The organism is Marinomonas fungiae (genome assembly GCF_001418205.1).
Taxonomy (GTDB): domain Bacteria; phylum Pseudomonadota; class Gammaproteobacteria; order Pseudomonadales; family Marinomonadaceae; genus Marinomonas; species Marinomonas fungiae.
Window position 1 is genome coordinate 51,362 of the sequence record NZ_LIQF01000005.1, and the last position, 21,133, is coordinate 72,494.

Sequence of the window (21,133 nt, forward strand, 5' to 3'; positions counted from 1 at the left end):
TCAAATGTTCAATGCTACTATATAAGCACCATTAACTGCTTGATCACAAGCACTTTTCATTACAATAAAGCAAGGAGAAAAGAAATGGCTTTTGAATTACCAGCTCTACCTTACGCTAAAGACGCTCTTGAGCCGCACATGTCTGTTGAGACTCTAGAGTTTCACCACGGCAAGCACCACAACACTTACGTAACTAAGCTAAACGGTCTTGTTCCTGGTTCTGAGTACGAAGGCAAATCTCTAGAAGAGATCATTACTTCTGCTCCAGCTGGCCCTGTATTCAACAACGCAGCACAAATTTGGAACCACACCTTCTTCTGGAACAGCCTAAGCCCTAACGGCGGCGGCGAGCCAACTGGCGCTCTAGCAGACGCAATCAACGCTAAATGGGGCTCTTTTGCAGCTTTCCAAGAAGCGTTCAACGACAAAGCTGTTAACAACTTTGGCTCTTGCTGGACTTGGCTAGTTAAAAATGCAGACGGTTCTCTAGAAATCGTGAACACTAGCAACGCTGGTACGCCAATGACTGCTGGTCAAACAGCGTTGATCACTGTTGACCTATGGGAACACGCTTACTACATCGACTACCGCAACGTACGTCCTGACTACCTAAAAGGTTTCTGGGCGCTTGCAAACTGGGAATTCGCTGCAGCAAACTTCGCAGCTTAATTTCAGCATTAAGTCGTTCTCTAAAAAGCGCAACTTTGGTTGCGCTTTTTTGTTTTACATATTACTGACACAATCCCATTATTAAGCAGACTAGCTAGCTGTTGCGCTGAAGCAATAGTAGCGTTATTGTCTGGGTACAAGTAATTGATTGTAAAAGGGTCTTCACGTGCTAAAACAAATACTGTTCGGATTAACAGCTTCCTTTAGCGTTATACTTTCCGCTCAAGCAGAAACGGTTTACGTTTCCGATATTCAATTCGTTGCCATCCGTGAGGGATTAAGCAATGACTCCCGAGCAACCGAACGAGGCATAAAAAGCGGCACACCTTTAACTGTGCTGGATCGTCGTGACGATCACATCAAGGTACGCACTCCCGATGGCAATGAAGGCTGGCTACCAAGCTACTTTATCAGTGAAGATCGAGTTAGTCGTGACCAAATCATTTATCTTCAAAATCAGTTAACTCAAGCCAAAGAAGCTCAAGTAAACGCCGAAGAAACACTACAGAAAACCAAAGACATCAATGAGGAACTCGTATCGTCTGTCGAAATGTTAACCTCACAAAAGCAGGCGTTAGAAAACCAACTCAAGGGCGTTTCGGAACTCGCTCAACAAGCAAAGGCCATCGTCTCAGCTAACGAAGAGTCAGATTATAAGATCCAATCACTTCAGCAACAGGTAGACACACTTAATGCGAAGAACGAAGCGTTGAATTCCTCTTTAGAGCAACGCTGGTTTTTAATTGGTGCCGGAACACTGATTATCGGAACCCTATTTGGCCTACTGTTTCCATTAACGCGCAAAAAGAAGGTATCATCTAGCTCTTGGTAATACCTTATTGAGGGCAAGATATGGATGTAAACATCGTACACTCTTTTTTTCTGATTTTTGCAGGGGCGGCCGTCGTCGCCTCCGTTGCGCTTTACACCAAACAGCCCTTAATACTCGCCTATATTGCTTTAGGCGCCCTCTTTGGCCCTTATGCCTTACAACTTGTTGACCAGCCTAAACTGCTGGATGGCATGTCGCACATCGGCATCATCTTTTTATTATTCCTGCTTGGGCTTGATATGCAGCCCAGCCACTTATTTAACATGCTCAAAAAAGCCTCTTGGATTGCCATTGCCTCCTCGTTAGCTTTTGCTGCACTGGGTTATCTCACGGCAAAAGCATTTCACTACACAGAAATGGAATCCATTATCATCGGCTTGGCAATGATGTTTTCCAGCACTATTATCTGTATCAAACTGCTTCCAACAACCGTACTACACCACAAGCATACTGGCGAAATCGTTGTTGGACTGCTGTTGCTGCAAGACATCATTGCGATTGCAGTTTTACTGGCATTAGTCGCCATCGGCAACAGCTCAAACGACAGCGACAGTCTTCAGCACTACCTTATGCCAATCATCGGTCTGCCCACACTGATTGTTGGTTCATTCCTACTGGTGAGATATATATTGCTGCCGCTAATCAGCAAGTTTGACCGTTTCCACGAATACATCTTTCTACTTTCAATTGGCTGGTGTCTAGCCATGGCTACCGCCGCTGAAATACTGGGACTGTCAGCTGAGATGGGCGCCTTCATTGCTGGCGTCGCGCTAGCGACCTCCCCCATTTCACAATACATTGCCATCAATTTAAAACCGCTGCGGGACTTCTTTCTGATCTTGTTCTTTTTCTCGATCGGAGCAAGCTTTAACCTAGATCTGTTAGGCTTGGTTATTTGGCCTGCGTTAGCCTTAGCCCTATTGTCCATGGTCGCCAAACCAACAGTGTTTCGCTATTTATTAAAAGGTTTAAAAGAAGATAAAAATACCAGCTGGGAAGTCGGCTTTCGCCTCGGGCAAGTCAGTGAGTTTTCCTTATTAATCGCTTACTTAGCGACATCATTAGGTCTAATCGGTGTGGAGGCAAGCCATGTCATTCAGGCAACCGCCATCCTAACCTTTGCCCTTTCTACTTATGTGGTTATTCTCTGCTACCCCAATCCAATCGCCATTTCCGACCGCCTGAGACGCGATTAATAGAAAATAATCCCATAAATATAGGGAGGGTTAACGGTGAGCCCCTTTTATTGCGCTAGCAAAGTAATATAGAATACGCGCGAATACCTGACTAGTTCGCTGAAAAGTCTTGTATACTATCCATGCGAAAAATTCATTCTACACTTATTAGAGTAATGTAATGGCTGACTTATCTCTTTACAGAAACATTGGTATCTTCGCCCACGTAGACGCGGGTAAAACGACCACAACTGAACGTATCTTGAAACTTACTGGTAAAATCCACAAGCTTGGTGAGACTCACGAAGGTGAATCAACAACTGACTTCATGGAACAAGAAGCTGAGCGTGGTATCACGATCCAGTCTGCTGCTGTAACTTGTGAGTGGAAAGGCCACCGCCTAAACGTTATCGACACACCTGGGCACGTTGACTTCACAGTAGAAGTATACCGTTCTTTGAAAGTACTTGACGGCGGTATCGGTGTATTCTGTGGTTCTGGTGGTGTAGAGCCACAATCAGAAACTAACTGGCGCTACGCTAACGAGTCAGAAGTTGCTCGTGTTATCTTCGTTAACAAACTAGACCGTCTAGGTGCTAACTTCTACCGCGTTGTAGACCAAGTTAAGCGCGTTCTAGCAGCTAACCCACTTGTTATGACTCTTCCAATCGGTGAAGAAGATCAATTCGTTGGTGTTGTTGACGTTCTAACTCAAAAAGCTTACATCTGGGACGAAACTGGTCTTCCGGAAAACTACGAAATCACTGATATCCCAGCTGATATGGTAGATAAAGCTGCGGAATACCGTGAGCAACTAATCGAAACTGCTCTTGAGCAAGACGAAGATCTAATGATGGCATACCTAGAAGAAGGCGAAGAGCCATCTCTAGAAGACATCAAACGTTGTATCCGTAAAGGTACTCGTGACCTAGCATTCTTCCCAACATTCTGTGGTTCTGCATTCAAGAACAAAGGTATGCAACTAGTGCTTGACGCTGTTGTTGATTACCTACCAAACCCAACAGAAGTTGACCCACAAGATCTTACTGATCCTGAAACTGGTGAACCTACTGGCAAGAAAGCAATCGTATCTGCTGATGAGCCACTAAAAGCACTTGCGTTCAAGATCATGGACGACCGTTTCGGCGCCCTAACTTTCATCCGTATCTACTCTGGTCGTATGAAGAAAGGTGACACTGTACTTAACTCTGCAACAGGTAAAACTGAGCGTATCGGCCGTATGGTTGAGATGCAAGCAAACGATCGTACAGAAATCACTGAAGCTCAAGCAGGTGACATCCTAGCTGTTATCGGTATGAAGAACGTTCAAACTGGTCACACTCTATGTGATCCTAAGCACGAATGTACTCTTGAAGCGATGATCTTCCCTGAGCCAGTAATCTCTATCGCTGTTCAGCCTAAAGACAAAGGCGGCAACGAGAAAATGGGTATCGCGATCGGTAAAATGGTTGCAGAAGATCCATCTTTCCAAGTTGAGACTGACGAAGAATCAGGTGAAACTATCCTTAAAGGTATGGGTGAGCTTCACCTTGACATCAAGGTAGACATCCTAAAACGTACTTACGGCGTAGACCTAATCGTTGGTCAACCACAAGTAGCGTACCGTGAAACAATCACTAAGTCTGTTGAAGATAGCTACACGCACAAGAAACAGTCTGGTGGTTCTGGTCAGTACGGTAAGATCGACTACCGCATCAAACCAGGTGAGCAAGGTTCTGGCTTCACGTTCACATCAACAGTTGTTGGTGGTAACGTACCTAAAGAATTCTGGCCTGCAGTTGAGAAAGGCTTCAAGTCTATGATGCAGGAAGGTGTTCTAGCTGGTTACCCAGTACTAGACGTTGAAGTTGAGCTATTCGACGGTGGTTACCACGCGGTTGACTCATCTGCTATTGCCTTCGAAATCGCTGCGAAAGGCGCGTTCCGTCAGTCTATTCCAAAAGCTGGCGCACAACTTCTTGAACCAATCATGAAAGTTGACGTGTTCACTCCAGAAGATCACGTTGGTGACGTAATCGGTGACTTGAACCGTCGTCGCGGTATGATCAAAGACCAAGAAGCTGGCGCTACTGGCGTACGCATCAAAGCTGACGTTCCTCTATCTGAAATGTTCGGCTACATCGGTCACCTACGTACAATGACATCTGGTCGTGGTCAGTTCTCTATGGAGTTCGCTCACTACTCACCATGTCCTGCTAACGTAGCAGAAGCTGTAATCGAAGCGGCTAAAGCTAAGAAAGCTGAAAAATAATCAGCCCTACAGTTAAGATACAAAAAACCCGGCTTTTGCCGGGTTTTTTTATATCTAAAACCTCAACACAATCAAATGATCAGTAAGGCATTGGGTATTGCTTGAAGATTGAAGCTATATCAGCCTGTAGAGCGTCACTTAGAATCAGATCAAAGGCCTTCATATCTTCTTCCAACTGGTCCATCTTAGTTGCACCAATAATAGTCGATGTAACACCATCTACCTGATCAACCCAAGCCAGAGCCATCTGAGAAGCCGTTAAATCATATGATTCAGCCAATTCCTTATATGCTTTAATGGCCGCATTAGAGGCCTCCGTATCGCGGAATAAACCGTTACGCTGTGCAAAACTCCAGCGACTCCCCTCTGGACGAGCACCATCAATATATTTACCTGAAAGCGCACCGGCCGCTAATGGAGACCAAGGCAAATATGCCACGTCTTCACGAACACAGTTTTCAATCAAATATGGCCAATCCTTAGCGTGCAAAAGACTAAATTCATTTTGAATCGAAGCTACGCGAGGCAGGCTATATTTATCACTTAAGCGCAGGTATTCATTAATTCCCCAAGGCGTTTCATTTGATAACCCAAAATATTTAATCTTACCAGCATTAACACATTCACCTAGCGCCTGAAGGATCTCTAGCATTTGTGCAGTTTGAGATTCCGTATCGACTGAACTCAGACCAACAGAGCCAGGCCAGTGCTTAGCAAAATGCGGAGATGTGCGATTAGGCCAATGAATCTGATACAAGTCGATGTAATCCGTTTGCAAACGTGCCAAGGATGCGTCCACAGAGGCAATAATCGCCTCTCCAGTGACATCACCACCATTTCTGATCCACGACAAGCCATTACCAGCAATTTTCGTTGCCAACACAATGTCTTCACGGCGACTACCATTACGGGAAAGCCAATTCCCTATTATGGCCTCAGTTTTGCCATACGTTTCAGGAGACGGTGGAACCGCATACATCTCTGCCGTATCAATGAAATTAACACCGCAATCCAAAGCAAATGCCATCTGCTCATCTGCATCTTTTTGATTGTTCTGCTTACCCCACGTCATGGTACCAAGACAGACTCTAGATACATCAACGCCAGTTCGACCTAACTTATTGTATTTCATGAAAAGTGTTCCCTCTTAATTTTTCTAGCACCCCACAAAATGTAATGGCTAGACAACAAACTTGTCTAGCCATTCAAAGGGAAAGAATATGAAGTCAGAGCAAGTAAGACAGCTTATTGACCATTTAACAGTGACTCATAGCGCTGATCGGTTAACGTTTTCAAAAATGCCACCAACGCATCGACTCTCCGATCATCAAGCGGCGGCGATTGCCTTAGGGTCTTCAGATCCACATTATCAGCAATCTCAGGCTGCTCCCAAAGTTCACCCGTCTCAGGGTTCACCTTTCTCATAGGGTTATTATATTGGTCATAAAAAAGCACCACCGTACGAAGATCCTGAAACACGCCATTGTGCATATAAGGCCCCGTTACAGCGACATTACGCAACGTCGGAACTTTGAACTTACCACGCTGAAGCACATCATTAATCAACGGGTTGTCATACAACCCCTCATCCAAACTGGTTAGAGATAAGTCCGGATTGCTAGGCACGCCAATATTTCTATATTCGTAATTGGTGAAGGTTTCACGCTGGTAAAATGGAGAAGCACTCAATTGGTGACAAGCATTACAATTGGTGAACTGTTGTGAAAAAAACAAAGTACGTCCAAGCTCTTCTTGCTGAGTAAACGAGGCCTCACCGCGCATCACACGATCGTATTTGGAGTCAAACGGCATAAATAACACTGTTTGCTCAAAGTGAGCAATGGCATCAGCCACAGCCTTAAACGCTTTATTCTTATCTGCGAAAATGTTTGCACCATAAAGATCTCGAAATTGCTGTGTATAGACTGGATTTTCCAACACCCTATCCACAACTGAATCTTCAGAGGGCATCTGCATCTCCACTGGATTAGTAAAAGGACCGGCCGCTTGCTGAGCTAAATCATTCGCTCGACCATCCAGAAACTGCCCACCACGAAATTCTCCAGTTTTAGTTCGATGAAACCCTGGAGTTAAAGCCGAATACGAAATAGTGGGCGCATTACGCTCACCCACCGACAGCTCGTTACTGCCTAAAGAAACCGCCCCATTAAAAGCATCGCGACGAACATCAGTAAACGCTCGAGAAATATCATGACAGCTCGCACACGACTGGTTACGACCTTGAGAAAGGTTTGGATCAAAGAATAGCTGACTACCTAGCTGTGCCTTGGGATGATCCAGCGCCACAGGTAAATCTTCTCGCGCCATCTTAGGGCTAGGCTTTATATCGGAATCCTGGATTACTGGCTGGCAACCCAAAAGCAACAGTGCGGAAATTGAAAAAAATGCAGCGATGTATTTCATAGGCCTACTACTTATCAATGACAAGCAATGATACTAGCGAAATAGCCTATATTGGAAGTGAGAATTATTGCTAATAAAAAATAACCGCCTTAATGGGAGCATTAAGGCGGCTATCTTATTAGTTCTTTTCTGGAAGGGTAACGTTCAATTCAAGCACCGAACAATCGTCGGTATTCTCTAATTGAATTTGAACATCATCACTTTCAATCTGAACATACTTACGGATTACAGCAATAATTTCCTGCTGCATCTGTTCAAGATAATCTGGCTGTGTTCGACGACTACGTTCATGAGCAACAATGATCTGCAAACGATCCTTTGCAACAGATGCCGAACTTGGTTCACTTTTACTTTTGAAGTAATCAAAAATTCCCACGTTAGCCCCCTAGTAGTCGCTTGAAGAATCCTTTCTTTTGCACATCAGTGAATCGCAAAGGACGCTGCTCACCCAACAAACGGTCAACCGCATCGGAATACGCCTGACCTGCTTCCGCTTGCGTATCAAGAATAACTGGTGTGCCTTGGTTAGACGCTTTTAAGACTGCATCTGACTCTGGAATAACTCCTAAAAGTGGAATCGCTAGAATTTCTTCCACGTCAGCTACACTCAACATTTCACCCTCGGATACGCGCTCTGGATTATAGCGGGTAACAAGCAAATGCTCTTCAATAGGAGACGAGCCTTGTTCAGCCCGACGACTCTTGCTCTGCAGAATACCCAAAATACGATCCGAGTCACGCACAGAAGATACTTCTGGATTAGTCGTTACAATTGCCACATCCGCAAAATAAAGCGCCATTTGAGCGCCTTTTTCAATCCCTGCTGGCGAATCACAGACAATGTACTCAAAGTCCTTTGACAGCTCATTTAGGACCTCTTCCACGCCTTCTTTCGTCAACGCGTCTTTATCACGCGTTTGTGACGCAGGCAAAATGAACAGATCTTTGGTACGTTTATCTTTAATCAAGGCCTGCGTTAAAGTCGCCTCTTTATTTATAACGTTTACGAAATCGTAAACCACTCGACGCTCACACCCCATGATCAAATCCAAGTTACGTAGACCCACATCAAAATCGATGATAACAGTCTTGTGACCCTTCATTGCCAAACCAGTACCAATCGCTGCACTGGACGTTGTTTTACCAACCCCACCTTTACCTGAGGTTACGACGATAATCTTAGCCAACTATATATCCCCCGAAACTTAATACTTTTAGCCGTTGCCCTAACCTATAGTGAGGCGATTTCTAATGTTTCATCCACTAAAAGCACTTGCGCGGCGTCTTTCCAAATGATTTTTTGCAGAGCATCACTCAACATAAAATTACCAGCGATAGCGACCAGCTCTGCTTCCATGTTCTTACAAAATATTCGTGCCGACGTATCACCTTTCACCCCGGCTAATGCGCGACCACGCAAAGCTCCATAAATGTGGATATTCCCCTCTGCCAACACCTCAGCACCAGCACTCACCTGAGACAACACAACAAGATCACCGGATGAATAAATTTGCTGACCTGAACGCACTGGCTTAGTGATCATCTTGGTTGGTTGAAAAACTTCACGCTCCTCAACAACGGTTTTGATCACCACATGTGGATCTTTAGCGGGTGCAGGCGTTTCACTTTTGATATTGATTTGACGGCTATTGGCATTTGGTAACAAAGGCAAATCCGAATCAAAGCGCCAAACAGGAATAGCATCTTCGACAGCACGCCAACCAATCACAGCCAAACCCAATTCTCGACAGATTTTGACTAAATCTTTGAATTGCACCAATGAAATTGATGTTGAACATTGACTGATGTCGATAATAAGAGGCGCCTGATTAAAAAACTGAGGAACTTGAGTAATCTTTTCCTTCAACCCCAATTCGATCTGCTCCAGATTCAAGGATTTGACCTCTAACAACACAGTGGTCACTACACTTCCTTTGAGGCGAAAGTCATTATCTGACATCTAAAGAATTTCCTTAATTAAATCAAAGCAGTAGCGCTTATAAACACAATACTTTACGTAATAGGGTATTTTAACAACATACAAGTAGAAATGAAGCAATTCTATGCAAACAAATCACAAATCATCGGAACATTGTGCCTCAAGAAGGCACCTGTGTGCAATTTGAACCAGGCATATAACCCACTGATTTCAGTGTACTTTTACAACTTATTTACAAGGTTTTACTACCGTTTCTGGGGAAAACTAACGCACAGCAATTGTTCAAGCTTTTTATCCACGAAAATTGCTCGCCAGTGTCGAGAGACCTAAGCCTGCATGCTTATTAACCTGTAACTGAACAGGAACACGCTCTTTCAGCGCCTCAACATGGCTAATAACACCAATCGTTTTTCCCGTACTATTTAGACGATCTAGCGCATCTAAGGCCACATCTAAGGTTTCACTGTCTAACGTACCAAATCCCTCATCTAGAAAAAGCGAATCAATGGAGGTTTTGTGCGACACCAACTCCGACAAAGCCACAGCCAATGCCAGACTCACCAAAAAAGACTCTCCACCTGACAGCGTTTTTGTATTACGCCGGATATCACCCTGCCAACGATCAATTACTTCCAAAAACAGACCCTCGCCTTTTTGACGCCCAAGTTGATAACGCCCGTGCAAGGTCAGCAAATGACGATTAGCAAGCCAAACCAAATGATCTAGGGTGACACTTTGTGCATAACGTCTAAAACGAGCACCATCAGCGGAACCAATCAAACCATTCAGATCGTCCAGCCACTCGAATTCGGCTTTTTCCTGAGCAATCTCCTGCAACATCACCTGATTCGAAGCTCGCTTATGCAACTCAGTCTCGATGCGCTCAGCGATTTGCCCCGACTCAACCAATAACGCTTGATAACGTTCTTTTAGCGCTTCTATTTTAGGCATTAATTCGGCCACACTCTCAAACAACTCAATTTCAGGTAGCTGTTCAAATGCTTGTTGATGTGCCAATTGCTCTGTTTGAATCTGAGCGATGATCGCCTGACTTTGCTGAACATTCTGTTCTGCTGTCACTTTCTGCTGCTGAAGATGTGCTTGCTCATCCTGATCAAGCAATGCAGCCTGCCACAGCTCCTGACTATCAAAGCCTGATGTTTGCAATAGCCTATCCCAATGCTGTGTTGTGTCACGCAGTTCATGCGATGCTTGTGTTAACTGCGCTCGAGTTTGTTCAAGCCGTGTAGCCAATTGCGTCACTGTCAGCTTATGCTCAGACAGTAACGCCGCCACTCTTTCTTTCTCCTGTCGAGCCGCATCCACATGTAGAGTAAGTTCAGTACGATGTTGCTGCACTGTTTTACCCATCAAACCCTCTTGGTATTGTTGACTAAGGCTTGAAAGTCGCAGTTTAAACTCATGACACCGAGCCGTTTCCTCCTGCAGCTGTCGGCTCTTTAATTGAACCTGTTGCGCCAATTGCCCTAAATGCCACTGGCACTCATCAATCTTTTGATCCAATTGCTGACATTGCTGTTGAGCCGTTTGCCAAGCCTCTAAAGAATGTTCAATAGCCGCTAAATCATAAGGCGCAGCGTCAAGCAACGAGTCGTCTGCAACCAGCTCCGAAATACTATGATAAAGCACTTGAGCTAACGCTTGCTCTTCCTGCTGCAACTGCTGAGACGAGGTGTCATTCTCAGACAATCTTTGAGAGAGCTGCTGCCACTGCTGCTTAGCTTGCTGAACGTCAATGTCTACTTGGTACTGCGTCTGAGCCAATTTAGATAGCTGTTCTGATAATTCGCGTCGCCGTTGCTCAAGGTCTTGATAGTGACGATTAGCCTGTTTGTAGTGCTCTATTTTACTAGACAAATCCACTAGGGACTGACGCAGCCCCCCAATGTCACAATCAGACTCCATAGACCAGATGAATTGCTGTGACAACTGCTCCATTTCAGACTCGGTTTCCTGAAGGCTTGAGAATATAACTTCTAGCCGACCATTAATGCGAGCAACCTCTTGTTGATCCTGTTGTAATATAGATTGTTGCTGACTTTGCTGAGCTTGATAATGACTCAAGCGCTCTGCTAAGGCCTGATCTTGCACAAGATTCTCGACTAAGCTTAGATCATGCTCTTTAGCACCACATAAAGGACAAGGGCAATCAGGCTCAAGTAATCTTCGTTCCTGTTCTAAAATCGCGACACGTTGCTGCAGATGGATGCGCTGTTGCACATCTTCAATGTGTTGAGCCAAGACGTCGAGGGACGCCTGCGCCGCGAGAGCTCTCTGTGAAAATTGTTCAAGTGCGGCTCGAAGCTCTGATTGCTGCGCCAAATTCTGTCGATTAGCTTGCTGCAATTGCAGGTATCGCTCTGCCACCTGTAGTTGCCTCTGCCCATCAGACTGCTGCTGCGACAGAACCTCTAACTCATCTAACCAAGCTTGGTAAGGTTGACCTTGTATTAAGTCTTGCAAGCTTATATTGAGCTCTTCAAGTTGCGCCGTCAGGTTATCGCTTTGCTGCGTCAAAGAGTGACTACGTTCAGCATTAGCTTCCAACTTCTCTGAGAGGCGCATCCGCTCCTGTTGAGCTTGTTGGTACGCCTGTTTCACTTCCTTTTGACGAGATTGGAAGCTACGTAAATTATCTGCCTGCAACTGCCACTTTGCTCTAGACGCCAATGCCTGCGCACCATCTTTCCAGCGCATAAGCGCCTGATTGTGGCTCTGACGTTGCGCTTCAGCTTGCCCTTTTAGCTGTTGCATACGCTGTTGATCATTTTCAAGCTGATTCAGCTGAGATTGGCTTGTTAAAACATTCTTCTCCGCCTCAGTGATGATCCGCTGCAAAGAAGACAGCTCCGCTTCTAAGGGTAACCATTCGGCAATCGCCGCTTGCTCAAATTCTTCTTGCTGTGACTTCTTCAGATGAAGAGACGCTTCAGATTGCGTTACTTGACTCTCCAGTTGCCGGCCTTGTTCAGACAATGCATCACTCTGCATGATTAAATCAGCTTCAAGGGTTTGCCAACTACGCAGTGTTTGCTCAGTTTTTTGCAGGGTGCGATAATCCGGCTCAATACGTTGTGCTTCAACCGACGCCTGCAAGCGTAAATTATCGGGCTCAATGGCAACCAAATGATCGGCTGCTTGTTCAGCTTGCTGTTGCTGCTGACTTAGCCTTTGTTGTAACCGTTCTGCTTGCTGATACCAGTCCCAGACATGCTGGAAAGCAGTGAGATTATGCTCCACATCTGTTTTGCACTGCTCCACTGCATTTTTCTGTTGTTGTAGCCCCTGCCAATCCTCTTCGTCCATAAGCTTATGACTACTTTGAACCGCTTCAAGCTGTTTGATGCGTACTTTCTGTTCTCGGTGCTTTTCAAACACGCGACGAGAAATATCTGCATAGACTTCAGTGCCTGTCAGCTCTTCCAGTAGTTCAGCCCGTTCGTCGGTCTTAGCATTTAAAAACGCAGCAAAGCCCCCCTGAGCCAACATCATGGAACGGGTAAAGCGGGCAAAATCAAGTCCAGTAATGTCTGCTATTTGAGCCTGCTTCTGGGCAATTTTATCCGCTAGCACTTCACCATCACTGACACTTAAACTGCACTGAATCGGTTGTAAGTTACCATCTGGTTTATTACGGGCACGCTTTTGCTCCCAAGAGGAGACATAACGTTTTCCTTTAACTTCGAAGACCACTTCCGCAGAGCAGTAACCAGTATGTCGGGTCATCACCTCGTTGTCAGACTGTGAGACACTCACACGAGGGGTCTGATGGTAAAGTGCCAAGCAAATCGCATCCAATAACGTGGATTTCCCTGCCCCCGTCGGCCCTGTAATAGCAAAAATCCCAGCATCCTTAAAAGGCTCTGCCTCAAAGTCAATAAACCACTTTCCCTTCAATGAATTCAGGTTTTCAAAGCGCAATGAGCAAATTTTCATGACGGTTGTTCCTGTTCATTTACGATCTTGGTGAACAGTTGTTTGAGGACATTTGCTCGACTAGGCTCTATCTCTTTTTCGAGCAACAATCGATCAAAAACCTCTGTCGGATTGATGTCCTCCAGCGTGGCAGTTTCGCCGTCACCGTCAAATAGCCCCGCTGCTTTACGGGTACGCTGAACTTTAACGATTTCCATGTTGCGCCCTTCACAAAGCTGCGCCAGTTTTTCTTGAAAAGGTCCCAAGTTGATATCTTCATTAACCGTGATGTCTAACCAAATCGCCAAATCTTGCGGTTCATCCAATTGTTCAATCTGCTTGAGAAGCTCATTACGCTCCCCTTTTAACGACTTTAATGGTCGAAAAACAGGGATAGCTAAGCGCTCTGCCACCCTCGTTGCGGTGTCATATATACAAACCGATTTCGGGCTATTAGCTTCATCAAAGCTCATCGGAATGGGGGAGCCTGAATAACGCCAATTGGAGTTCCCCGCAACCGGCATGGGCTTATGGATGTGCCCTAGAGCCAAATAATCAAACTCTGGTAGCAAGCTTGGGGATAAGGCTTCCAGTGAACCAACATAAATATCCCGTACCGACTCCGTTTTCTCACCACCGACCATGGTGAGATGCCCGGTGCCTATAATGGGCACATCTGCTGATATGGATTTAGCGTAATCAAATTGCTGCTGATAATAGCGCTTAATTTGCTCGGCCAATTGCAGCTGTTTATCGGCTCCGGACTGCCCCATTTCATAGCGAACCATGTCTCGAGCTCGCAAAAATGGGATGGCACATACCAGTGCGGCAAGAGTTCCGTCTTGATTCTTTAGTTCTAGCACGGCGTCACTAGCGTTATCCCATGCGGGCTGTGTCACAACGTAGGCTTTTAACTTGGCAAGCAGGTTTTTACTTTCATTCAACACACTGACCGAATCATGATTACCCGCCACCACAATAAATTGGCAATCTAGCTTATTCAGCTGCACCACACAGTCATGATAAAGCTCACGGGCATAGCTGGGAGGCGTTGATGTATCAAATACATCACCGGCTAGAACAACAGCCTCAATACCTTGTTCAACGACGGTTGCAGACAACCAATTTATGAAAAGCCGATGCTCATCTAATCGACTTTTCCCCATAACGCTCTGGCCTAGGTGCCAGTCAGAAGTGTGTAAGATTTTCATTAATTAGAATGTGTCATAAAAGTAAATTCTGCTACACGACAACGACTTGATGTTAACCATTGCTCTAGTGCTTCCAAGGAAGCAGGCTGATCATTCAGCACTAACGCTTTGTCAAAACGCTGGAAGGATAACGCCGAAGGTGTGCTATTCAATTCGATAGGGGCAATTGGACAGTTTTGCTCAAAGCCTGCATCTTGCATAACGCGGCTAAAGTTTTCGGCCAGCACCTGATTATCAGCGGAATATAAAATCAAATGAGAGGCCGAAATATCCAGTTGTGCACGCTGCGCACCCTGCTCAATACGAACCTCTGAAAGCTGATCTATCAAACGTGTTGGGAAGTAAAACGTCAATAAGTCACCGGTGATGCTGCAACTGACAGATCGGCCCACTTCATTCTTAAGTTGCCAGCGAAACACGGCCCCCAAAGGTAAGCTTAATGGACAATGCGCCTGCACCTTGCACCATCGATCGGACAGCTGCTCTACTTGATAAGTTGCAAGAGCTACAATAAAGCGCTCTGCAGGTTTAGTCAGTAATTCTAGCGGCTGATTCACGGTAGTTTGGCACGCGAGAAGGGGCTGCCCGTGGACTTGATATAACCTACAACTACCACATGCCCCCGCCAAACAACTGTGCGGTATGATGGCCCCAAGCTGTAACAAAGAAGCCAAAAGATTTTCGCCATTAGGCACCCGATAAGAATGCCCATCCAAACTTATCGTGCACTTCCCATTCATGCTGGATTCACTTTTGGAGTCTGCTCCAACAGGGTCACAAGAATTTGCCAAAACTCCGCTACCGAACTAATTTCCATACGTTCAGAGGGAGAATGAGCACCGCGAATATTCGGACCAAAAGATATCATTTCCATACCAGGATATTTGGCGCCAATAATACCGCACTCAAGACCAGCATGTATGACTTTTACTTGAGGGGTGAAACCCATTACTTCATTATGGACGGCGTCGAACTGCTGTAATAATGTCGACTCAGGCTCTGGTTTCCAACCTGGGTAGCCGTTCTCCAATCGGACGTCGCAGTCAATCAAAGTAAATGGCGCTTTGGCAACGCTGGCAAGAAATTGCGTTTGGCTATCCACTAACGAGCGCACTAATAAACATGCAGAGAACGACAACGAATCATTGTCCTCTTGCAGACGAACCACACCAAGATTACAAGACGTTTCCACAACATCTGCTAGGCTTGGCGACATACGATGCACGCCATTGGGCGCACTCAGCAAAGCGGACAGTAGATTCACTTGTGCCATGCTCGATAGATGAGCGCTGTTAGTAGCAGACGCCAAATTAATGGTGAGATTAGGATCAATATCAACAAACTCTGATTGAATCACTTGTGTTTGCTCTGCCAGCCATCGCTGCAACAAGGGCTGATCTGCTGAAGCAATTTGTAGAGTGGCTGTAGCATCGCGAGCAATGGCATTACGTAATGTACCACCGACCAACTCCGATAGGCCAAATTCGATTTCTGACGTGAGTTCATGTAATAAACGCACCAGCAAAACATTGGCATTAGCCAAGCCTTTATTGATATCGAGACCAGAATGCCCACCCTTTAATCCAGTAATGGTGAGACGTACAGCACTGTCAAATTTATCATTTAACTCAGAGGTGAAACGATGACTGACATTAATGTCCATCCCGCCGGCACAGCCAATGTACACATCACCACGATCTTCAGAGTCCAGATTCAACATTCGTTTACCATTTAGAATGCCTTCTTCTAATTGTGCCGCACCACGCAAACTGGTTTCTTCTTCAATCGTAAACACCGCTTCAAGTGGACCATGAGCAATATCTTGGCTTTCTAAAACTGCAAGTATGGCAGCGACACCAATACCGTTATCCGCGCCCAGGGTTGTACCTTTCGCATGCACCCAGCCGTCTTGCTCGTAGGTTTGGATTGGATCAGTTTCAAAATTATGAGTCGAATCCGCCTCTCTCTGCGCCACCATATCGAGGTGGCCTTGCAACACCACAGTTTCTCGATCTTCCATACCAGCGCTGGCAGCTTTGTAGATGATCAAATTGCCAGCGGGATCGACATAGGCTTTCATGCCGAGCTGCTCAGCCCAATTAAACAAATAGTCACGTATTGCCTTCTCATGAAAGGACGGGCGCGGGGTATCGCACAATACTCGAAACTGCCTCCAAATCGCTTGTGGCGTCAGAGACTCTAACCATTGGTTCATGTTTTATTCTCCAAAAAAATAAGCCGTTTAATAGAGTATTAAACGGCTTATAGACTGTATGATTTGCTTAACGCTTTTTCAACGATCCAGCGGAAAAGGTGACAAACTCCTCCGCACTGGTAGGATGCACCCCTACCGTTGAGTCAAAATGCGCTTTGGTCGCACCCGCTTTAATAGCGATCCCCAATCCTTGGATAATTTCACCAGCATAGTCACCGACCATGTGTGCACCCAATACCTTATCCGTTGCGCGATCCACAATTAATTTCATAAAGGTACGCTCTTGGGCGCCCGATAGGGTGTGTTTCATCGCGCGAAAGTCGGTTTGATAAACATCAATATCATAGCCACGCTTTTCAGCATCTTGCTCAGACAATCCTACTGTACCAATCGCTGGTTGTGAAAACACAGCGGTAGGAATGTTGTCGTAATCAAAGTTTGGCTCAATACCATCAAACCAATAACCAATCAACGCCATCGCTTCTTTAATCGCCACAGGGGTCAATTGCACACGATCCGTCACATCGCCGATAGCATAAACCGATTCGACACTACTTTGATAACGATTATTTACTACAATCGCACCACTTTTGGTGGTTTCAATGCCTACTTTATTTAGGTTCAACGACGTCGTATTTGGCACTCGACCAGTGGCATAAAGCACTGCATCAAACATCAATGTACGACCATCTTTCAGTGTGACTTTCTTTTGATCCCCTGCCACTTCGATTCGCTCAACATCGCTGTTTAGCTCAACGTTCACACCAATACGCGAGTATTCGTTAGAAGCAAAATCACGCACATCCTCATCGAAACCACGCAATAATTTGTCACCACGATACATAAGCGTGGTTTCAACACCCAGACCGTTACAGATACCAGCGAACTCTACGGCAATGTAGCCGCCACCAACCACCAAGATGGTTTTAGGTAGTTCCTCAAGAAAAAACATATCGTCTGAAACCAATACCAAATCATTACCAGGGAAGTCCGGTACGAATGGCTTGGCACCAACGGCAACTAAAATACGCTCAGCGGTGATTAATTCCTCACCTACTTTAACCGTATGAGCATCCACTAATTCGCCGTAGCCCTTATGAATAGTGACTCCTGGATTCTCTAAAAGGTTTTTATAAATACCATTAAGACGCTCGATCTCCTGAGTTTTATTGTCGCGCAAAGTTGCCCAATTAAAAGTAGGTTTGGCGAACTCCCAGCCATAACCTTTAGCCTGATCAACCACATGACTGTATTCTGAGCCATAAACAAACAGTTTTTTAGGAACACAACCAATATTTACACAAGTGCCGCCCAACGCTTGCGATTCTGCTACACCTACTTTGAAACCTTTTGACGCCGCAACACGGCTAGCACGAACACCGCCGGAACCTGCACCAATAACGAATAAGTCATACTGATAGTTCATAACAAGAGCCTTTTAAAATAGTTATCAAAACAATTGGGGTAAGAATGTATTTTTCAATGCAGTTTTCCTGAATAGCTATTCAAGAAAACTAAAGACAGATATTGTCAATACGACTTTAATCTGTAACTATTTGCTAAACTTCACATCAGGTCAGGAATAAAACACAGCATGAAAGTAGTCTCCTTTAACATCAACGGCTTAAGAGCTCGCCCTCATCAGATTGAGGCGCTGGTCAATACTCAGCAACCCGATGTCATTGGACTACAAGAAATCAAAGTTCATGATGATGCGTTTCCCCATGAAATACCCGAATCCATTGGTTATCACGCCTACTATTATGGTCAAAAATCTCACTATGGTGTGGCCATTTTCAGTAAAGCACCCGCAGTAAAAGTAGAATACGGCTTCCCAAATGACGACGCGGATGCTCAACGCCGTATGATTATTGCCACTTTTGAAACCGAGAACGGTCCGCTAAAGGTTATCAACGGCTACTTTCCTCAAGGTGAAAACCGTGATCATGAGACTAAATTCCCAGCAAAGCGTAAATTCTATCAAGATTTAATGGATTACCTTGAAAAAGAGCCAAAGGACGCGCAAGTTGTCGTTATGGGCGACTTTAATATTTCGCCACAAGATTTAGATATTGGTATTGGTGAGCAAAACGCTAAGCGTTGGTTGCGTACCGGAAAATGCAGCTTCTTACCCGAAGAGCGTGAGTGGTTTGAGCGTCTTTTGGCTTGGGGATTAACCGACACTTATCGATATCAACACCCAACATCTAATGAATTGTTTAGCTGGTTTGATTATCGCTCTAAAGGCTTTGACGATACGCCAAAACGTGGCTTACGCATTGACGGCATCCTAGCCAGCGCACCATTAATCGAGCGCCTAAATCAAACAGGCATTGATTACCATATACGCGGTTTGGAAAAACCATCTGACCATGCACCAGTATGGGCACAGTTTAACTTTTAGTAGATCGTTTATTGATCAATGTAAAACAATTGAGGGTAGACATCCAAGAGCGAACTTTTTACGCCTCATACCCTCAACTTTATCCACAGATGAAGTGGATTATTTATTTTTAAATGCGTATTTGATATAAACTGATACTGATTATCACTATACTAATAACTAGCAAATCGAACGACACCATGCCTAAAGAATTAACTATCTCAGAAATGTTAGAACGCGCAAACGAAGCCTCCGGCTTCCTTAAGGCGTTAAGCAATGAAAACCGACTGATCATTCTTTGCAACCTACTTCAAGGCGAACTTTCCGTAGGAGCATTGAACGAGAAAGTACTTCTTAGCCAATCTGCGCTATCGCAGCACCTAGCGGTTCTACGCAAAGATGGGTTAGTGACTACACGTAGGGATTCACAAACCATCTTTTACTCAATTGGAGATAGTCGAGTAAAAGAGCTGATCCAGAAACTTCACGACCTTTTCTGCACTTAAATTCGCTTTAATCAGAACAGTTGAAAAAGTTTGTCATTTTACTGGCAACCCATTTCGGTTGCTCAAGCGGTAACATATGGCCGCTTTGAGCAACAACATTTACGGACACATTATCAAACTGGGCCAGTTGATTTAATGACTCAGCAGTAACGAACTGATCCGCCAGTCCAGCTAAAACCAACCATTTGCAGCCACTCCGTGCAATCGCTGTCGTATTGTTTTGGCGTTCAATCGTCGCTTGTAATTGCGCAACAAATGCCTCTTGTCCAAGAGCCTTATCCATTGCCACAATTTTCTCTACAAGCCGATCATTCTGAGCATTGATGGGAGCCAACATTGCTTTCGCCTTCTTTATCGGAATCCCTCGATAACCCACCTGCGACACCCATTGTAGGGCCTGTAAACGCTGCTGTTTTTCATTTTCAGGTAACGCACCAGCACTATTTGAAAGCACTATGGCGGCATTAATCCGCTCTGGCGCAACTCGAGCGATTTCGCTTAATAAATACCCACCCAAAGAAAAGCCGAGCAAGTTCACTGGCGTAGAGGGCAACTGCTTTAGAATACCCGACACCATTTCTGCAATACTCCCTTGATCTGGAATTACCACATGCTTAATGCTCATATGATCCGGAAGATAAGACATCACATCTTGCCAAAGCACCTCATTACACATAGTGCCTGGCACACAATATACATTGGTCATTACTTTTCTGGCTCTCTAAATTCAAAAGGCCCTTTGCGAACTCTAACAAAGCTTGCAAAACGAGGCAGCCCTGATGAGGTCAGTCCTTGATAACGAAAGGTAATATACTCTCCAACTTGCGGAGGATTCGATCTTTCTAAATCCGAGAAGCCTGTCCCTATTTTAAATTGTCGGCCGTTCGCCAATTCAACTAATAAGGCGCCCATCATCCCTTTATACTTACCGCTTCCGACAGCATGACCAATCACTTTCGCTTCAGCGTCTTGGAAGGGCTTAAGCTTTAACAAGGCATCACTTCTACCATCTTTCAACAGGGCGTCCTTGCGGTGCAACATCAAACCCTCTCCGCCCGCATTCGTCACATCGTCCAATAAGCGATAAAGCGCTTCTGAGCCTTCCAATCTAAGCTGCTCTATCCCCTTGATAAAAATATTATTGGTTTGTCTTATCAGAGTCAGATAGGATGCCGCACGCTGCTCAAAAACATCCGTATAATTTGGTGCATCAAAGACCATATATTGAATTTCACGCCATTGCATTTCATTTGGCTCACTATCCAAAACAGTATTTTGAACAAAGCCAAAACGCCCTCTTCCTGCCCACAGTTCACCATCAAGCCATACTTCAGGCCAGCCATCGGTAAACCATACGGGGGCAGAAATTGGATTTCCTTGTCTGGTTGTCAGCTGTTGGCCATCCCAAATCGCTCGAATACCATCGAGTTTTTCGCTTACCAAATAGTCAGATACATTCTCGTCAGCATAGACAGTCGCGAGCTGTACCGACTGAGCTTGACTCACTAGAGATGCTATTAATAACGCTGTAGATACAGCGGTAGAAACCATAATACGCATAAGACCTCCAT

Annotated in this window: 18 protein-coding genes; 6 read left to right on the top strand and 12 right to left on the bottom strand. The window is 45.1% G+C overall.

Annotated features, from left to right (window positions below):
- Window positions 1-84 precede the first annotated feature (84 nt).
- The 4 genes from ASC49_RS09055 (at window position 85) to fusA (ending at window position 4,948) form a co-directional block, all read left to right on the top strand.
- Window positions 85-669: a superoxide dismutase gene (locus tag ASC49_RS09055; RefSeq protein WP_055462928.1), complete on the top strand. Its 585-nt coding sequence runs from the start codon at window positions 85-87 to the stop codon at window positions 667-669.
- Between the two features lie 166 nt (window positions 670-835).
- The gene (locus ASC49_RS09060) at window positions 836-1,501 is read left to right on the top strand and encodes a TIGR04211 family SH3 domain-containing protein (protein ID WP_055462929.1); all 666 of its coding nucleotides are present in this window, start codon (window positions 836-838) and stop codon (window positions 1,499-1,501) included.
- A 20-nt stretch (window positions 1,502-1,521) separates the two neighbouring features.
- Entirely contained in the window at window positions 1,522-2,697 is a 1,176-nt protein-coding gene (locus tag ASC49_RS09065; RefSeq protein ID WP_055462930.1) for a cation:proton antiporter domain-containing protein, read from the top strand.
- A gap of 160 nt (window positions 2,698-2,857) precedes the next feature.
- Window positions 2,858-4,948: an elongation factor G gene (gene fusA, locus ASC49_RS09070; protein ID WP_055462931.1), complete on the top strand. Its 2,091-nt coding sequence runs from the start codon at window positions 2,858-2,860 to the stop codon at window positions 4,946-4,948.
- Between the two features lie 79 nt (window positions 4,949-5,027).
- Here the strand turns inward: fusA and ASC49_RS09075 are convergent, their stop codons facing one another.
- The 10 genes from ASC49_RS09075 to gorA all read right to left on the bottom strand — a co-directional run bounded on the left by ASC49_RS09075 (window position 5,028) and on the right by gorA (window position 18,099).
- Window positions 5,028-6,080, bottom strand: a complete 1,053-nt coding sequence (locus ASC49_RS09075) for an aldo/keto reductase (RefSeq protein WP_055462932.1) — start codon at window positions 6,078-6,080, stop codon at window positions 5,028-5,030.
- 113 nt (window positions 6,081-6,193) lie between these two features.
- Window positions 6,194-7,372, bottom strand: a complete 1,179-nt coding sequence (locus ASC49_RS09080) for a cytochrome-c peroxidase (RefSeq protein WP_055462933.1) — start codon at window positions 7,370-7,372, stop codon at window positions 6,194-6,196.
- 118 nt (window positions 7,373-7,490) lie between these two features.
- Window positions 7,491-7,748 (bottom strand): cell division topological specificity factor MinE, encoded by a 258-nt coding sequence (minE, locus tag ASC49_RS09085; RefSeq protein ID WP_055462934.1) that lies wholly within the window; start codon window positions 7,746-7,748, stop codon window positions 7,491-7,493.
- A 1-nt stretch (window position 7,749) separates the two neighbouring features.
- A complete protein-coding gene (minD, locus tag ASC49_RS09090; protein ID WP_055462935.1) occupies window positions 7,750-8,559 on the bottom strand; it encodes a septum site-determining protein MinD in 810 nt (269 codons plus the stop codon).
- A 44-nt stretch (window positions 8,560-8,603) separates the two neighbouring features.
- Window positions 8,604-9,332, bottom strand: coding sequence for a septum site-determining protein MinC (gene minC, locus ASC49_RS09095; RefSeq protein ID WP_055462936.1), 729 nt, complete (start codon window positions 9,330-9,332; stop codon window positions 8,604-8,606).
- A gap of 270 nt (window positions 9,333-9,602) precedes the next feature.
- Window positions 9,603-13,268, bottom strand: coding sequence for an SbcC/MukB-like Walker B domain-containing protein (locus ASC49_RS09100; protein ID WP_055462937.1), 3,666 nt, complete (start codon window positions 13,266-13,268; stop codon window positions 9,603-9,605).
- Window positions 13,265-14,458: an exonuclease SbcCD subunit D C-terminal domain-containing protein gene (locus tag ASC49_RS09105; protein WP_055462938.1), complete on the bottom strand. Its 1,194-nt coding sequence runs from the start codon at window positions 14,456-14,458 to the stop codon at window positions 13,265-13,267. The genes ASC49_RS09100 and ASC49_RS09105 overlap by 4 nt, the downstream gene beginning before the upstream one ends.
- Window positions 14,458-15,198 carry a 2Fe-2S iron-sulfur cluster-binding protein gene (locus ASC49_RS09110; RefSeq protein WP_055462939.1) on the bottom strand — a complete coding sequence of 247 codons (741 nt, stop codon included), beginning with the start codon at window positions 15,196-15,198 and terminating at the stop codon, window positions 14,458-14,460. The genes ASC49_RS09105 and ASC49_RS09110 overlap by 1 nt, the downstream gene beginning before the upstream one ends.
- Window positions 15,195-16,673: an aminoacyl-histidine dipeptidase gene (locus ASC49_RS09115; protein ID WP_055462940.1), complete on the bottom strand. Its 1,479-nt coding sequence runs from the start codon at window positions 16,671-16,673 to the stop codon at window positions 15,195-15,197. Before ASC49_RS09115 ends, ASC49_RS09110 begins: the two co-directional genes overlap by 4 nt.
- A gap of 67 nt (window positions 16,674-16,740) precedes the next feature.
- The gene (gene gorA / locus ASC49_RS09120; RefSeq protein WP_055462941.1) at window positions 16,741-18,099 is read right to left on the bottom strand and encodes a glutathione-disulfide reductase; all 1,359 of its coding nucleotides are present in this window, start codon (window positions 18,097-18,099) and stop codon (window positions 16,741-16,743) included.
- Between the two features lie 168 nt (window positions 18,100-18,267).
- Here gorA and xthA point away from each other — a divergent pair, with 168 nt between their 5' ends.
- Together xthA and ASC49_RS09130 are read left to right on the top strand one after the other, a co-directional pair.
- Window positions 18,268-19,077, top strand: a complete 810-nt coding sequence (gene xthA, locus ASC49_RS09125) for an exodeoxyribonuclease III (RefSeq protein ID WP_055462942.1) — start codon at window positions 18,268-18,270, stop codon at window positions 19,075-19,077.
- 179 nt (window positions 19,078-19,256) lie between these two features.
- On the top strand, window positions 19,257-19,562 hold the full coding sequence (locus tag ASC49_RS09130; protein ID WP_055462943.1) for an ArsR/SmtB family transcription factor: 306 nt from the start codon (window positions 19,257-19,259) through the stop codon (window positions 19,560-19,562).
- 7 nt (window positions 19,563-19,569) lie between these two features.
- Here the strand turns inward: ASC49_RS09130 and ASC49_RS09135 are convergent, their stop codons facing one another.
- Together ASC49_RS09135 and ASC49_RS09140 are read right to left on the bottom strand one after the other, a co-directional pair.
- Complete coding sequence (locus tag ASC49_RS09135) at window positions 19,570-20,268, bottom strand: alpha/beta fold hydrolase (RefSeq protein ID WP_055462944.1); 699 nt, start codon at window positions 20,266-20,268, stop codon at window positions 19,570-19,572.
- Window positions 20,268-21,122, bottom strand: a complete 855-nt coding sequence (locus tag ASC49_RS09140; RefSeq protein ID WP_055462945.1) for a DNA ligase — start codon at window positions 21,120-21,122, stop codon at window positions 20,268-20,270. The genes ASC49_RS09135 and ASC49_RS09140 overlap by 1 nt, the downstream gene beginning before the upstream one ends.
- Window positions 21,123-21,133: the final 11 nt, after the last annotated feature.